The organism is Arenibacter algicola (genome assembly GCF_000733925.1).
GTDB classification, from domain to species: Bacteria; Bacteroidota; Bacteroidia; order Flavobacteriales; family Flavobacteriaceae; genus Arenibacter; species Arenibacter algicola.
This window is the reverse complement of the sequence record NZ_JPOO01000001.1, coordinates 2,142,280-2,157,431: the sequence shown is the minus strand read 5'-3', so window position 1 is coordinate 2,157,431 and position 15,152 is coordinate 2,142,280. Positions and strand designations below refer to the sequence as shown.

The following is a 15,152-nucleotide window of genomic DNA, read 5'->3' as shown; positions in this document are numbered from 1 at the left end:
AGATAACTATCAAAAAAACATTCACCGTGAAAAACCGTATTATTCTATTTCTAGGGACTTTTTTTCTTCTGACGTATGCTATACAAGCCCAAAATAGTGACCAAGTATACTTTACCAATGGCTTTAAGATAGGAGAATTAACCGATTCCTCTGCCATATTATGGACCAGATTGTGCCGATCCCAAAAACCGGTACCCATAAAACATCAACAGAAAGGGGCTCCCTTTAGAAGCCCTATCGATTTTGACAATGATATGCCGGTAAATGAAATGGACGGGGCCGTGGAGGGTACCTTCGGGCAAATCAGCATTGAGGTCCGTTCTAAAGACACTGTGATAAATACCCCATGGGAATATGTTTCGGAGTATAAAGACTTTACTTTTAAACACAAGGTTTCCGGTCTAAAATCCAATTCGGACTATACTGTAACCATTAGGGGAAGAAAAGGATCTGAAACACCCGTTACCGAAATACAGGGAAGATTTACCACTGCTCCCAAAGCAAATGAAGTGGTACCTGTCCTCTTCACCTCTTCCACCTGTCAATACTTTTGGTCCTATGACGATCCTGAAAGAGGCTTTAAGATATATGATAATATGCTAAAACTAAATCCGCTGTTTCACTGCCAAACGGGAGATTATGTTTATTACGACAAAGCCGGGCCCATGGCCTATAATTTAGAATTGGCCAGACATAAATGGCACGCCATTAATTCCTGGCCTTCTTTGAACAATTTCTACAACAATACTCCCCTTTACTTACAAAAGGACGACCACGATCTGTTAAAGGACGATGCCATGCCCACCTCCTCCCCTTTTGGTGAACTGAGTTTTGAGGATGGCCTGTTAATCTGGAACGAACAGGCCCCTATCATGGACAAATCTTATAGAACCTTTAGGTGGGGAAAAGATCTACAAATATGGATGGTAGAAGGTAGGGATTACAGAAGTGACAATAAAGCTCCTGACGGAGCAGACAAAAGTATTTGGGGGAAGGAGCAGATAGAGTGGTTTAAACAAACGGTGGAAGCCTCGGATGCCACTTTTAAGATACTAAGCTCGCCCACCCCCGTGGTAGGTCCGGATAGGGCCAAAGGAAAAATTGACAATCATTCCAATGTTTCCTTTAAAACAGAGGGCGATTGGTTACGTAAATACCTTTCCGATCAAAAAATGCTCGTAATCAATGGGGATAGGCATTGGCAATACGTTTCCGTTGATCCGGAGACCGGCCTTATGGAATTTAGCCAAGGCCCATCAAGCGACTCCCATGCCCAGGGATGGGATGCAAACGATAAACGTCCCGAGCACAAGTTCCTAAGGGTCAAGGGTGGATTTTTGGCCGTAAAAATACATCGGGAAGGGAATACTCCTATTATTGAGTTTATTCATTATGATGTTGATGGCAATATTGTGAACAAGGAAACCATAAGTAGGTAAAAATTAACTAACTTCAAGTTTAATTAAAGGCTATACCCCTAACCCAACATAATAAATTGCCAAATGAACAGGAGAAATTTTATAGGTAAAACAGCAGTCCTAAGCGCATCGGCTTTAATGCCCTTAAGTTCATTTTCCATATTGGGGCAACCAAAATACAAGATGGGTTATCAGTTGTTTTCTGTACGTACCGATATAGCCGAAAATCCCCTTGCCACTATTAAGGCCTTAAAGGAAATGGGCTATGAGGACTTCGAATTCTATGGATTTGATGCTGACAAGGGCCTTATTTATGGCTATACCCCTTCTGAATTGAAGACTATTTTGGATGACCTGCAATTATCCATTACAAGCGGACATTACAGCTTTTCCCCTTACTTGGAAAAGTCCAATGAGGCGTTAAAATATTATGTAGATCAGTGTATTCTGGCAGCCAAGGCTATTGATAGCAAATATATCACTTGGCCCTATATTGCTCCGGAACAGCGGACTTTGGATAACTTCAAATTAATGTCCCACAAACTCAACCTTATCGGGGAACAAGTCAATGAGGCTGGACTAGGATTTGCCTATCACAATCACGGCTATGAATTTGAAGATTACGGAGGCCAAAGCGGATTTGACATCATATTAAACGAAACGGATGCTTCTTTGGTAAAACTCCAGATGGATATGTACTGGGTAATGCATTCCTCCACACTAACTCCGAAGGAATTAATAGAGAAACAACCTGGGCGTTACGTAATGTGGCATATCAAGGACATGGATAAAATTAGTAGGGACTATTCAGAATTGGGCAATGGATCCATTGATTACAAATCAATTCTTCCAGACCCTAAAAAATCGGGATTGGAGTTCTATTATTTGGAACAAGGTGGAAATTTTAAGACAAATCCTATGCAAAGTGCGGCGGATAGTGCCGAATATTTTAAAAAACACCTGCGGCAATATTTATAATCCATCTTCATGACTTTATAAAGTCCCCTTTGCCTTAGCACAAAAAAACAGAATAACATATATTCAATGAAGTAGGCATTATTCAATTTATTACTTTCTAACAAATAGAATTCAGCTTTTTTCTTACTCTCGAATTTTCAAAACAAACAATAAAATAAGGGTCAACAAACCATACTTTTTTAATATCTCCTGCCACAACTGAACCTCAATCCTTATTTTTGCCAAATATTCAACATTGCATTCTGGTCATGAACAACGGTTTAAGACGATTAATTTACGATTACCTGATCCAATCTGGTCTGGAAGCCAATATGGCCTCCTACCTAAATGCATTAATTCTTTTTATAGGAATAATTTTAGTGGCCCTATTAATGGATTATATCCTTTGGAAACTATTCCGTTTCCTATCGGTCAGGTTCGCTAGACAATCCAAGACCAATTTTGACGATTTTTTAGTATTCAATAAGGTTCCCAGATATGTGGCACACATTATACCCCTATGGTTGTTGTACCGCTATCTTCCTTTGGCCTTTCTTGATTTTGAAAATGTAGAGGGCATTATATTGAAGTTAATCGAAATACTTGCCGTAATCCTGGTTTTAGTGCTGATTAGAAGCTTACTCAGAAGCATTAAGGATTATCTAAAGACCTTGCCCCATATGAAGGACAAGCCTTTGGATAGCTATATTCAAGTATTTATGATATTCGCTTGGATTGGAGGGATACTTACTTTTTTTGCCGTATTGACCGACATTACCATTTGGAAATTCTTTACCACCTTGGGTGCGGCCTCTGCGGTAATCCTTTTGATATTCAAAGATACCATTTTGGGTCTTGTAGCAAGTATACAGGTAAGTATCAACGACATGGTCCGCATTGGGGATTGGATAACCTTTGAAAAATTTGGGGCCGATGGCAATGTTACCGAAATTTCACTTGCCACGGTAAAAGTCCAGAATTTTGACAAGACCATTACTACAATTCCTACCTATTCACTTATTTCGGATTCGTTCAAAAACTGGAGGGGAATGCAGGCTTCGGGAGGCCGTAGGATTAAACGCGCCCTGCTTATAAAACAGAAAAGCATCAAATTCCTTACTGCAGAAAATATTGAAACCTTAAAAGGTATACAGATAATTGCCAAATATATAGAAACTAGAAATAGCACTATAGACACGTACAACAAAGAGCATGGTATTGACAAACAATTGGCCATAAACGGAAGGAACTTGACCAATATTGGGGTTTTTAGAAAATATGTGGAGACTTACCTAAAGAACCATTCCGCTATAAACCAGAAAATGACCCTAATGACCAGACAATTGCCCCCTACTTCCCAAGGAATACCTTTGGAAATTTATGCCTTTAGCAGTGATAAGCGTTGGGAAAACTACGAGTATATTATGGCCGATATTTTTGACCATTTGTTGGCGGCGCTACCCTATTTTGAGTTGGAAGTATTTGAACTGCCAACCACTTTTAATAATGGTTTGGAGGAGATAGAAATTGAAGAGTAAGGGTCTCATTACAAGGTAGGAATGCCATAAATATTGTAAATGAAACCTAAGTTTCCATGTTTTCCATTAAATTAATAGTATGAATCGAATATTAATTTTGTTTGCACATCCTAAATTTGAACAATCCAGAGCAAACAAAGCCCTGGTCAAAATGATAGAAAACAAGGAAGGCGTTACTTTTCATGACCTATATGAGCGCTATCCTGATTTTAACATAGATATCACCAGTGAAAAAAAACTTTTGGCCGAACATGATGTTATTGTTTGGCACCATCCTTTTTATTGGTACAGTTGCCCGCCTTTAATGAAACAATGGATGGATGTTGTTCTGGAATTCGAATGGGCCTATGGCTCAAATGGCACGGCACTACAATCCAAAAAATGTTTAAATGTCATTACCACTGGGGGAACCAGGGCCGTTTACTGTTCGGAGGGAAGCAATAATTATTCTGTAAATGAATTTTTAAGACCTTTTGAGCAGACCGCCAGACTCTGTGGCATGGAATATCTTCCGCCATTTACGGTTATGGGAACCCATAACATCTCGGATAAGGACCTGGAAGAATACACCTTGAAATACGAACAATTAATATGTGAATTACGGCAAAGCTTGCCTTTTGACAAGATCAGAAACTGTGAATTCTTAAATGACACTCCCCAACTAAAAAAGGTAACATCCAAATGAGCGGTAGTATACTTTTTGCAGCAATTGTATTTCTGACCGGCGCAATTATTTGTGTCCCCATAGCCAAAAAGTTCGGATTAAGTTCTGTACTGGGCTACCTCTTGGCAGGAATACTAATAGGGCCTTATCTTTTAGGCTTTGTTGGTGATGAAGGTCAGGACATACTTCACTTTGCCGAATTTGGTGTGGTCATGATGCTTTTTCTAATAGGCCTTGAGATAGAACCAAAAAGCTTTTGGCAAATGAGGAAAACCATAATTGGTATGGGTGGGGCCCAGGTTTTGGGTACCATGATTGTTTCCTTCTTGTTATTTACCACGATCGGCTTTGATTGGAAAGTTTCGTTGATCATATCCATGGCAGTATCCCTCTCCTCCACTGCCATAACCTTACAGACCATTAAGGAAAATGGATTGATGAATACCACCTACGGTGCTTCATCGTTTTCCATACTTCTTTTTCAGGATATTATAGTTATTTTGATGTTGGCGGTTATCCCCTTGCTTACGGACTCGGAAAAAGCTGCCATTGCCGACGACCATTCGGATCATATCTATCTGCTCGAAAATTTACCCCTGGGGTTTCAGGCCTTGGCCATTTTTCTATCGGTAGTGACAGTGGTTCTTGCCGGTAGATATTTCTTTGTTCCCATGTTGCGGCTGGTGGCCAAAACAAGACTTAGGGAGCTCCTATCTGCCTCAGCATTGCTAATCGTTATTGCCCTGGCCTATCTCATGGAATTGGTTGGACTAAGTCCGGCCTTAGGAGCTTTTCTTGGAGGGGTGGTATTGGCTACCAGTGAATTTAAGCATGAACTGGAAAGTAATTTGGAACCCTTTAAAGGCCTTTTGTTGGGCTTGTTCTTTATGGCTGTCGGTGCCTCCATTAATTTTATTGTTATTGGGGACAACCCCTTAATGATTAGTGGGCTGGTAGTCGCCGTAATTGTTTTAAAGGCCCTAATACTGTTCTTGGTCGCAGCCATTTTTAAGCTCAAGGCCGACCAAAGACTGCTCCTGACTATTGGGCTGGCCCAAATTGGGGAGTTTGCCTTTGTTCTACTTTCTTTTGCCTATCAATTAAATATTCTGGATAGGGTAGAGTTGGATATGATGTTGGTTGTAACGGCACTTACCATGACCCTTACACCCATACTTGGAATAATAAATGAACGATTGATCCTACCGAGGGTTGGAACCAAAAAAGCAGAAACAAGACAGGTAGATCATATAGCTAAGACCCACAAAGTTATTTTGGTAGGTTTTGGCCATTTTGGAAGTACCGTAGGAAGGTTCCTCAGATCATATGGCATTGAAGCCACCATATTGGATAACGATTCCAACCGGGTAGATCTTCTTAGGAAAATGGGTTTTGAAGTATATTACGGGGATGCCACGCGCATGGATCTTTTGGAATCGGCCGGTATAGCAGAGGCCAAGATTCTAATATCCGCTATAGACAATAGCGATAACGTAATTCATCTTACCAAAATGGTCAAAGAGAAATATCCAAACGTTAAACTAATGTTACGTGCAAAAAATAGATATGATGCGTATGATTTATTAAACATGGGTGTTGAAGATGTGTACAGGGAATCTTTGGAAACCTCCGTTAAGATGGCTGGTGATGCTTTGAACCATTTGGGATTTAGAAAATACACCATTTACAGACAGGCCCAAAAATTTATTCAATATGATGAGGAAGGCCTGAGACGAATGACCGATAGACCCAAAACCAAGGAGGAATATATATTTAAGGCCAAAGAAGAGATCAAACAGCAGGAAAAACAATTGGAAGAAGATCTTAAAAGAGGAATTATTGAATTTGACAATCATTGGGATAGTGAACAGATGAGAGCGGCCCATAAAAGTCCTGAACGGTAATCATAAGATTAGATATCCTTGTACATCATCCAATATAACTCTATAATTTCTTCTAGAACACTGGAAAACAAAAATTGAACCTCCAATTAATGGTTCTTGTTTAAGTTGCCCACGCTTCTTAGATATGGTAAGTCAGATCACTTCATTTCTATAAAGGCAAAGTCTCCTACAAATCCATAAAATGTTATTTCAGCTGCAATTTTAACTCTAGTAAGTATACAGCAGCTAAAACCTATTCCCATGGTGAAACACGCAACATTAAAAATAACCCATAAAATACTCCTAATCTAAACGGATTACAAAAGGTTAATAGGCTGTTTAAAGAAAGACCTGCCCATAAAATTGGTTAATGTATAGACAAGAGGCAGACAGTACAGGATGCCCAAATCCCTCTCCAAGCTTATTATTGTAGAATTGAATGGCCAATTGTAACATTAATAAAAAGGCATGGCCTAGTAGTTTTGCCATACGATTACAAATTATCAAACAATTAACACAAAAATTGTAATCTTTCGTATGAATAACCTAAAATACTTTGTTAATTCTCTAATTTCGCCAATTTTCAATATTCATAACCAATAAGTTAATTTACATCATAAATAACCAAACCATTAACCAAAATGAAAATAGGTATTTTAAAAGAAACCTTGGATGGAGAAAGACGCGTTGCCATTACACCTAACATTGCAAAACAATTAATTGCATCAGGATTTGAACTCCTTGCGGAGGAAGGTGCAGGAGAGTACTCGTCCTTTAAAGATTCTGATTATAAAAATGTTGGGGTGGCTGTTGAAAAAAGAGCAGTCATTTTCCATGAAGCCGAGGTACTCCTAAAAATCAATCCCTTTGATGAAGAAGATTTAAAGTTGGTCGATAAAGGGCAGATTTTGATCAGTAAATTGTACCACAAATCCAATCCAGAACTAATCAAGGCTATTGCCAATAAGGGGGTTAGCGCATTTTCCATGGATGCCATCCCAAGAATTTCCAGAGCCCAGGATATGGATGTATTAAGTTCCCAAAACAATCTGACGGGCTATAAAGCGGTGATTTTGGGAGCCTTTGAAATGACCAAAATCTTTCCTTTGATGATGACATCGGCAGGAACCATTGCTCCCGCCAGGGTATTGATCTATGGTATTGGGGTTGCAGGCCTACAAGCCATAGCGACTGCCAAAAGATTGGGAGCTATAGTAGAAGCCACGGATATAAGATCTGAAACCAAGGAGCAAGCGGAATCCTTGGGGGCCAAATTTATCTCGGTAGACAACGAGGGAGAGGAAACAGAAGGGGGCTACGCCAAGGAAGCCTCGGCAGATTACCAAAAAAGACAAAAAGAGGCAGTAAACAAATCATTGTTCAAGGCGGACTTGGTTATTACAACTGCCAATATCCCTGGTAGAAAAGCACCGATTTTAATTACGGAAGAACAGGTAATGCACATGAAAAATGGTGCAGTAATCATAGATTTGGCCGCTGCCCAAGGGGGAAATTGTGAAGTAAGTGAGATAAATAAGACCATAGTAAAAAATGGAGTAAAGGTCATTGGCACCAGTATTGACCCAAGAAGCGTTTCCACAAATGCTAGTGATCTATATGCGAAAAACATCTACAACTATATTATACACTTAACCGACGGGACCAATTTTAAATGGGATCTGGGGGAAGAAATTACGGATGAGACCTTGATCGTCCAAAATGGAACTATTAGAAAAAATTAAATAATTAAACAATGAACGAATTTTGGGAATTTATAGAGAATAACCTACAGATTACATATATCCTTATCCTTGCCATATTTGTTGGGATAGAGGTAATAAAGAGCATTCCTGCTGTTTTGCATACACCTTTAATGTCGGGCGCAAATGCCTTGAGCGGCGTTGTAATTGTCGGCGCAATTTTAGTGATGTTGCATGCAGACCCAACCGATTATGTAGCCCTTTCATTGGGATTCATTGCTGTTGTCCTGGGTGTCTTAAATGTGGTAGGTGGCTTTGCGGTTACCGATAGAATGTTACAAATGTTTAAAAGAAAAAAATAATGGGAGTTTTATTGAATATTATATATCTGATTGCAACCGTAACATTTATAGTTGGCCTAAAAATGTTGGGCCACCCGGAAACGGCAAAAAAAGGCAATCTAATAGCGGCGGCCGGTATGGGATTGGCCATTTTGGGAACTGTTTTTGTTCATGAATTGGAGGTTCCCCCCCTGATATATATCCTAGTGGGAATAGCAATTCTTATAGGGTCTATCATAGGCTGGTTGATCGCCATAAAGGTAGAAATGACGAAGATGCCGGAATTGGTCTCTTTATTCAATGGTTTTGGGGGTGCAAGCGCAGCACTTATTGGCCTAGTGGAATACGGTAAAAATGTAACCAATGCTACCCAGTCCATGACTATAGTTTCAGGTATAATAATCGGGGCCATTACTTTTTCTGGTAGTTTAATTGCCTGGGGCAAATTGAACGGCTCCTTAAAAAGCGTGGTAAGGATACCCTATTACAACATTGTAAACAACATTACTATTATTGGAATTATCATTTTTGCGGCATTTATGGTCGCTTCCAGCGTAGATAGTCAACTGCTTTTGTATACACTATTGGCTGCCGGCCTTATCTATGGAATTCTATTTGTGCTTCCTATTGGAGGCGCTGATATGCCCGTGGTAATCTCATTATTGAATTCCCTGACAGGTATTGCCGCGGCCATAACAGGTATTTTATATAATAATATGGTAATGCTCGTGGGGGGTATATTGGTAGGTTCTGCCGGTATTATCCTAACTGTGGCAATGTGCAAGGCCATGAATAGGACCTTGGGATCCGTAATTTTTGGTGCTTTTGGGGGAGCAGCTGCAACAGCAGGTGAGAATAAGGCCTTAGGGTCCATAAAAAGCACCACGGCCAGCGATGCTGCCATTATGATGAATTACGCAAACAATGTGGTCATAGTTCCGGGCTATGGCTTGGCAGTTGCACAGGCTCAACATGTAATTCATGAATTGGAAGGAATATTGATAAAAAGAGGGGTAAATGTAAAATATGCAATCCATCCTGTAGCCGGCCGCATGCCGGGACATATGAATGTGTTATTGGCCGAATCCAATGTAGAATACAATATGTTGGTTGAAATGGAAGATATTAACCCCCAATTTAGCAATACCGATATAGTATTGGTTGTTGGGGCGAATGACGTTGTTAATCCGGCAGCACACAACAATCCGGCAAGTCCTATTTACGGTATGCCAATTTTGGATGTGGAAAATGCCAAACATATCATCGTAAACAAACGGAGTATGAACGCTGGTTATGCAGGGATAGAGAACGAATTGTTCTATAATACCAAAACCTCCATGCTTTTCGGTGACGCCAAGGCGGCTTTGACAGATTTGGTGGCGGAAATGAAAAATATCTAAATCCTATGAAGTATTTCAGGTTATTCTTAAGTGGAGGTATAATTGGTGGGTTTAGGGCCCTGTAGCATCTAAAAATTCATAAACAAGAGGGCGAGATTTATTGGTCGCCCCCTTGTTCTTAGTGGATTCAATATCCATGAAACTACTTAATAGAAGTGCTGATACCGCAATCAATGAGGTAAAATGAAACCATTTGTTTTAATGGTCAATCTATTTTTATCATATTAGGAGAACCTATAGTTGGAAAAATACAAATCACTCAAAAGAAATATGTCGGCTCATGTTTTCTTCCACGGACATAAAAGACTCTACCCCTTTTATCCCGTCTATGGTTAAAATAGTATCTTGGTATACATCACGGTAATGCATACTATCCCTGGCGTGCATTTTAAGAAAAATATCGTACTTGCCAGTACTGTGGTGAATTTTGACCACTTCCGGCACCTTTTGCAGGGCCTCGATAACTTGTTTGTACATAAAACTTTCACGTAGATAAACTCCTAGAAAAATGGTCATTTTCCATCCAATCTTGCTGTAGTCCAGATTTAGGGTTGCCCCCTTTATCAGCCCCAAATTTATCATTTTCTTTGTCCGGGCATGTACAGTGCCTGGGGAAATACCCGCCTTTTTAGCTACTTCGGTATAGGGCATCTGTGCATTGTCTGCCAGCAAACTTAAAATTTTGAAATCCATTTCATCTATTCTATCTTTCATATTGTTCAATTTGAGATTATCTAGACCATTAAATATCTGTTATTCGTATAACATCAACTGCGAAATGCTGTGTTTTATTCTGATAATTATAAGTTTCAGTAAATTTAATTCATCATTTAACGAAAAACACTAATAATATGATAATAAAAGGATGTAAAAATAATTTTATGTCATTTTTCAGAAGTAGGATTTTTCATATTATTAAAAATCATTTTTTCATTTTTTTGTTCCTTACATTGGCCTCTAAACCTTGAATTTTAAATTCTAACATATCATTATAAAAATTGATAATATCTATATATATGATATATAATAATGGATTAAACTATCATTTATTTAGTTTTGTATAGAAACAGTCTCCTTTATTGAAATCTTGGGGTCAACTCCCATGATCTCTATCAACTAAATACCTCAACCTTTAAATATTCAATATTTGGAACCATTGCCTAATGGCAACAGGAACTAGGCTCCTTTTCCAATTGTAAGAATTAGGTCTGCTGCTATTATAGGCTATAATTAAGGATTCTCTTTTATAGCTTTCCTTTATCCCGATAATTGACAAGAACAAAAACATCCTAATCCATTTAGTTTTTGGAACTTTTACCCATGCCCTAAGCAGTTGTTCAAAAGAAAAAATCGACTCCTATATATATAGGTATACATTTTTCCAATATTGATTTAGTTTTAATACAATATTATCCATGTTTATAATAAAGGTTAACCCTTAACCCCAATTCCATTAATCATTCCGTTTTTAGTTTGAATTCCCTATTTGCCATTACGGACCAATGTCTCTATCCTTTACAACAATTAAGATAATTTAGCACTATGCGTTTAACTGGTTTCCTTTAATAGTCCGGGCACTGAAAGTTGCTCCTATTGTATTAGCTATAATATACTAGAACAACTTGAACCCCTATTATTGGACCAGACTAGTAATATCTCCAAGGAATTGGGGGTAATAATAAACCCTGTGGATGAAAACTAAGACCTACCCCTGTACAAAACTTGCAAAAACGCCCATCCAAGATCAAATCATATCGTTTTAACACTTTTTAGATCATAATAAACATATGTGTCAGTTTTTTGCAAAAATAACGATGAAAAATATTCAATAAAATCGTTTTAACAGCCCATTCTGATAAATTTAATTTACCATTTTGCAAAAAACATCAATAATATGATAAGAAATGTGAGTAAATACTGATTTTAATGTATTCTAGATAAGAGGCTTTTTATCATAATCATAAAAATGAATTATTTGCAAAATTGATCATTATGACAGCATTTGTTCTTTAAAATTTAAAAAGCTGACATTTCGGTAGAAAAGTAAATTTATAATAGCGATATGATTAGTTTTATCCCTATATCTACCTATAATACAGGCTTTTACAAAACTGTCAAAATTTTATTTATGCCAATGTATCGTTAAATTTGTAAAGTCATTTAACAACAAAAGTAGAGTTGTTTTTTGATAGTTAAGTATCCGGAACTTTCCTTTTACCAGGTGTACAGTTGAATTTCCATGGCCATGGAAACGATTGAAATTGGTATGCCTACAACATTGTTTACTAACTACCTTAAACTATTGTATATGAAGAAAGCTCTAATACTATCACTCGCACTATTCAGTATGCTAGCGATGAACGCCCAACAAATTACTGTATCTGGAAAAGTTACAGATGAAGTCGGTACCCCCCTACCAGGCGTGAATGTAGTAATCAAGGGTACCACTAAAGGAAGTATCTCGGATTTTGACGGAAATTTTTCCATTGACGCCGAATCCGACGCAGTTTTATTATTATCATCATTAGGTTACGCAAATAAGGAAATTCTAATAGGAGGAAGAACCAATATTACCGTAACCCTTCCCGAAGCTGCTGAAATGTTAACGGAAACTATAGTTATTGGCTCTAGAAGTAAAGGTAGGACCAAATTGGAAACTACTGCCCCCGTCGATGTTATTAGTATAAAGGAACAGGCTATTAATATGCCGCAGATGGACCTGGCGCAAATGCTGGTCGCTTCAGCACCCTCTTTTAGCGCCTTTCGCTCCCAGGGTGGTGACCTTTCGTCTGCCGTCGACCCTCCAACGCTTCGTGGTCTTGCCCCGAACCAAATGTTGGTACTTATAAATGGTAAGAGAAGGCATACTTCGGCACTTTTGGCAGGTTCGCAAACAGGATCGGCTGCAAATGCCACGGATATGAGCTTCATTGTCCCAGATGCTATTGACAGGGTAGAAATTTTAAGGGACGGTGCCTCGGCACAATACGGTTCCGATGCCATTGCCGGTGTAATGAACGTTGTATTAAAAAAAGGCACTGGAGAGTTTACCGGAAATTTTACTGTGGGCGGATTCCCAAATTCCGCCCCAGATCTTAGCGGAACCGATGTAAGTGAAGAAAATCAGGCTTTGTTGAAAGATACCGAGCCAGATGGTATCAATTATCAATTGGCTGGAAATTATGGAATCTCCTTCGAAGAAGGTGGCTACTTAAACCTTACGGGACTTTACCGCCAGGCCGAAGCAACAGTTCGCCCCAATATAAGTAATGCTACGCCTTATGGAGATGCATACCTAAACAATGAGCGTACCGATGCCCAAGGGAATATTATCATAACCAACCCAGAACTGGTAGCGGCACAGGCTTCAGGCAATACCGCACTTGCCGATGACCTTAGGACCGATACCGGACTTATGGCTGCAAGAGGCTTAACTTATAAAGACTTCTCTACCTATGCAGGTACTGCAGCATCCAATCTAGGAGTATTGGCCTACAACATGGCATTGCCCATCAATGAGGATATAGAATTTTATTCTTTTGGTGATTTTGGATATAAATACACTGCTGGGTACAGCTGCTTTTATCGAAGACCGGCCCAGGCCGATCGTGCCAACTTTGACTTGTTCCCGAATGGATTTAGGCCTCAAATTGCCAGTACCCAGACCAACATAGCCTTTACAGGTGGAATTGATGGTACCCTAGGCGATTTCAATTTTGATTTCAGCAACACCTTCGGAAGAAACAAAATGAATTATGACATGTTCAATACCTTCAATGCAAGTTTACAATCCGAGTCACCGACAACAATGGATTTGGGAACACATAGTTTCTACCAGAACACCACCAATTTTGATGTATCCAAATATTTTGATGATGTATTATCTGGACTAAACGTTGCTATAGGAGTAGAACTAAGGGTAGAAAATTACCAAATTGAGGCAGGTCAGGCAGAAAGTTACTCTATAGGCGATGCCGGAATTTATACCGCCACTACGGACAACGAAGCATTATTGGGTCCTGATGGTTTTCCCATGGAAGATCTTAACTCCGAACCCATTGTGAATGCAGATGGCAGCCCAGTAGTTCTGCCTTATGGTGAGGCCAGTACTAACATAAATAAGTTCTATAGCCCCAACTGTCAGTGTTTTAGAGGCTTTGCTCCTGAGAATGAGGCCAACGAGTTTCGCTCGGTTACCGCCGCTTATTTGGATGCAGAACTTGATGTTACCGAAAAATGGTTGCTGACAGGTGCCCTGCGTACAGAGAACTATTCAGATTTTGGAGATGTCTTTACAGGTAAAATAGCTACTAGATACTCCATCTTGGACAACTTTGCCTTGAGAGGATCTTTCAGCACTGGCTTTAGAGCTCCTTCACTACAAGAATTGAATTATTCACACACCTTTACCTTCTTTGTAGGTCTTGATCCTTTTGATGGAACGCTTTACCCAAATACAAGTAGTGCCGCACGGGCAATTGGTATTGAAACTCTTAGACAGGAACAATCCACCAACTTAAGTCTAGGTTTTACTACCCGTCTCTTCAACAAAATAGATCTAACGGTAGACGCATATAAAATTGATATTCAGGATCGGATCTTTGAAACCGATAATTTTAACGCTAGCGAAGCTCCTGTATTGGCTCCTATTATTGGTTCCGGATTGGCAAGTTTTAGAATTAATGGTGGAGACATAAGCACCAAAGGTGTTGAAATAGTAGCCAACTATAGAGAAAAAGTGGGTGAAGGCATGTTAGGCCTAACACTTTCAGGGGTATTCCGTGAAAACACTTTTGAAGGGGCAAGTGTTCCAGACCTTAATACGGTTTTGACCGATGAGGAATTGGAAACTAAATACGTAAACAGGTCTTCCATAGGTCAATTCGAATCAGGTACACCAAATACCACCTTTATTGGTTCTGGAACCTATTCTTGGGGCAAATGGTCAGGGATGCTAAGGGGATCTTATTTTGGGGAGGTAACTTCATTGGACAACACTTTCAGAACTCTTAATGATGGTTCTGAAGGATATTCCGATCAAACCTTCTCTGCTCAATTTGTTACCGATATAGGAGTTACCCACAACTTTACGGATAAGCTTGCATTAACTGTAGGGGGCAATAACATCTTTAATAAGTACCCAGATATCCTGAGAGCAGAAGAAAGAGGATTCTACCTCTACTCCAACTATCAGCAAGGTTCTAACGGTGCATATTATTTCGCTAGACTAACTTTTGGATTCTAATCTGCT

General features: G+C 39.2%; 11 protein-coding genes. 9 read left to right on the top strand and 2 right to left on the bottom strand.

What is annotated here, in order from left to right; translation table 11 throughout:
- Positions 1 to 26: 26 nt before the first annotated feature.
- The 5 genes from U735_RS0109140 (at position 27) to U735_RS0109120 (ending at position 6,481) form a co-directional block, all read left to right on the top strand.
- The gene (locus U735_RS0109140) at positions 27 to 1,439 is read left to right on the top strand and encodes an alkaline phosphatase D family protein (RefSeq protein WP_232233210.1); all 1,413 of its coding nucleotides are present in this window, start codon (positions 27 to 29) and stop codon (positions 1,437 to 1,439) included.
- 63 nt (positions 1,440 to 1,502) lie between these two features.
- Complete coding sequence (locus U735_RS0109135; protein ID WP_031443533.1) at positions 1,503 to 2,396, top strand: sugar phosphate isomerase/epimerase family protein; 894 nt, start codon at positions 1,503 to 1,505, stop codon at positions 2,394 to 2,396.
- Between the two features lie 248 nt (positions 2,397 to 2,644).
- Positions 2,645 to 3,913, top strand: coding sequence for a mechanosensitive ion channel family protein (locus U735_RS0109130; RefSeq protein ID WP_031443532.1), 1,269 nt, complete (start codon positions 2,645 to 2,647; stop codon positions 3,911 to 3,913).
- A 79-nt stretch (positions 3,914 to 3,992) separates the two neighbouring features.
- Positions 3,993 to 4,598: a glutathione-regulated potassium-efflux system oxidoreductase KefF gene (kefF, locus tag U735_RS0109125; protein WP_031443531.1), complete on the top strand. Its 606-nt coding sequence runs from the start codon at positions 3,993 to 3,995 to the stop codon at positions 4,596 to 4,598.
- Positions 4,595 to 6,481, top strand: a complete 1,887-nt coding sequence (locus U735_RS0109120; RefSeq protein ID WP_031443530.1) for a monovalent cation:proton antiporter-2 (CPA2) family protein — start codon at positions 4,595 to 4,597, stop codon at positions 6,479 to 6,481. Before kefF ends, U735_RS0109120 begins: the two co-directional genes overlap by 4 nt.
- Before the next feature lie 318 nt (positions 6,482 to 6,799).
- Here the strand turns inward: U735_RS0109120 and U735_RS25710 are convergent, their stop codons facing one another.
- Positions 6,800 to 6,949 carry a hypothetical protein gene (locus tag U735_RS25710; protein ID WP_198036628.1) on the bottom strand — a complete coding sequence of 50 codons (150 nt, stop codon included), beginning with the start codon at positions 6,947 to 6,949 and terminating at the stop codon, positions 6,800 to 6,802.
- Between the two features lie 152 nt (positions 6,950 to 7,101).
- Between U735_RS25710 and U735_RS0109110 the strand changes: the two genes are divergently transcribed.
- The 3 genes from U735_RS0109110 to U735_RS0109100 are packed head-to-tail and all read left to right on the top strand — an operon-like array spanning position 7,102 to position 9,901.
- Positions 7,102 to 8,202, top strand: a complete 1,101-nt coding sequence (locus U735_RS0109110) for a Re/Si-specific NAD(P)(+) transhydrogenase subunit alpha (RefSeq protein ID WP_031443529.1) — start codon at positions 7,102 to 7,104, stop codon at positions 8,200 to 8,202.
- A gap of 11 nt (positions 8,203 to 8,213) precedes the next feature.
- Positions 8,214 to 8,522 carry an NAD(P) transhydrogenase subunit alpha gene (locus tag U735_RS0109105; protein WP_031443528.1) on the top strand — a complete coding sequence of 103 codons (309 nt, stop codon included), beginning with the start codon at positions 8,214 to 8,216 and terminating at the stop codon, positions 8,520 to 8,522.
- Entirely contained in the window at positions 8,522 to 9,901 is a 1,380-nt protein-coding gene (locus tag U735_RS0109100) for an NAD(P)(+) transhydrogenase (Re/Si-specific) subunit beta (protein ID WP_031443527.1), read from the top strand. Before U735_RS0109105 ends, U735_RS0109100 begins: the two co-directional genes overlap by 1 nt.
- A 255-nt stretch (positions 9,902 to 10,156) precedes the next feature.
- Here the strand turns inward: U735_RS0109100 and U735_RS0109095 are convergent, their stop codons facing one another.
- On the bottom strand, positions 10,157 to 10,615 hold the full coding sequence (locus tag U735_RS0109095) for an Lrp/AsnC family transcriptional regulator (RefSeq protein ID WP_031443526.1): 459 nt from the start codon (positions 10,613 to 10,615) through the stop codon (positions 10,157 to 10,159).
- A 1,594-nt stretch (positions 10,616 to 12,209) separates the two neighbouring features.
- On the opposite strand from U735_RS0109095, the gene U735_RS0109090 reads away from it, so the two are divergent.
- Positions 12,210 to 15,146, top strand: a complete 2,937-nt coding sequence (locus U735_RS0109090; RefSeq protein WP_034248346.1) for a TonB-dependent receptor — start codon at positions 12,210 to 12,212, stop codon at positions 15,144 to 15,146.
- Positions 15,147 to 15,152: the final 6 nt, after the last annotated feature.

Bases quoted from the DNA above. Each gene is read 5' to 3' on its own strand.
- U735_RS0109135 (WP_031443533.1), top strand. From the start codon at position 1,503: ATGAACAGGAGAAATTTTATAGGTAAAACAGCAGTCCTAAGCGCATCG.
- U735_RS0109130 (WP_031443532.1), top strand. From the start codon at position 2,645: ATGAACAACGGTTTAAGACGATTAATTTACGATTACCTGATCCAATCT.
- kefF (WP_031443531.1), top strand. From the start codon at position 3,993: ATGAATCGAATATTAATTTTGTTTGCACATCCTAAATTTGAACAATCC.
- U735_RS0109120 (WP_031443530.1), top strand. From the start codon at position 4,595: ATGAGCGGTAGTATACTTTTTGCAGCAATTGTATTTCTGACCGGCGCA.
- U735_RS25710 (WP_198036628.1), bottom strand. From the start codon at position 6,949: ATGGCAAAACTACTAGGCCATGCCTTTTTATTAATGTTACAATTGGCC.
- U735_RS0109110 (WP_031443529.1), top strand. From the start codon at position 7,102: ATGAAAATAGGTATTTTAAAAGAAACCTTGGATGGAGAAAGACGCGTT.
- U735_RS0109105 (WP_031443528.1), top strand. From the start codon at position 8,214: ATGAACGAATTTTGGGAATTTATAGAGAATAACCTACAGATTACATAT.
- U735_RS0109100 (WP_031443527.1), top strand. From the start codon at position 8,522: ATGGGAGTTTTATTGAATATTATATATCTGATTGCAACCGTAACATTT.
- U735_RS0109095 (WP_031443526.1), bottom strand. From the start codon at position 10,615: ATGAAAGATAGAATAGATGAAATGGATTTCAAAATTTTAAGTTTGCTG.
- U735_RS0109090 (WP_034248346.1), top strand. From the start codon at position 12,210: ATGAAGAAAGCTCTAATACTATCACTCGCACTATTCAGTATGCTAGCG.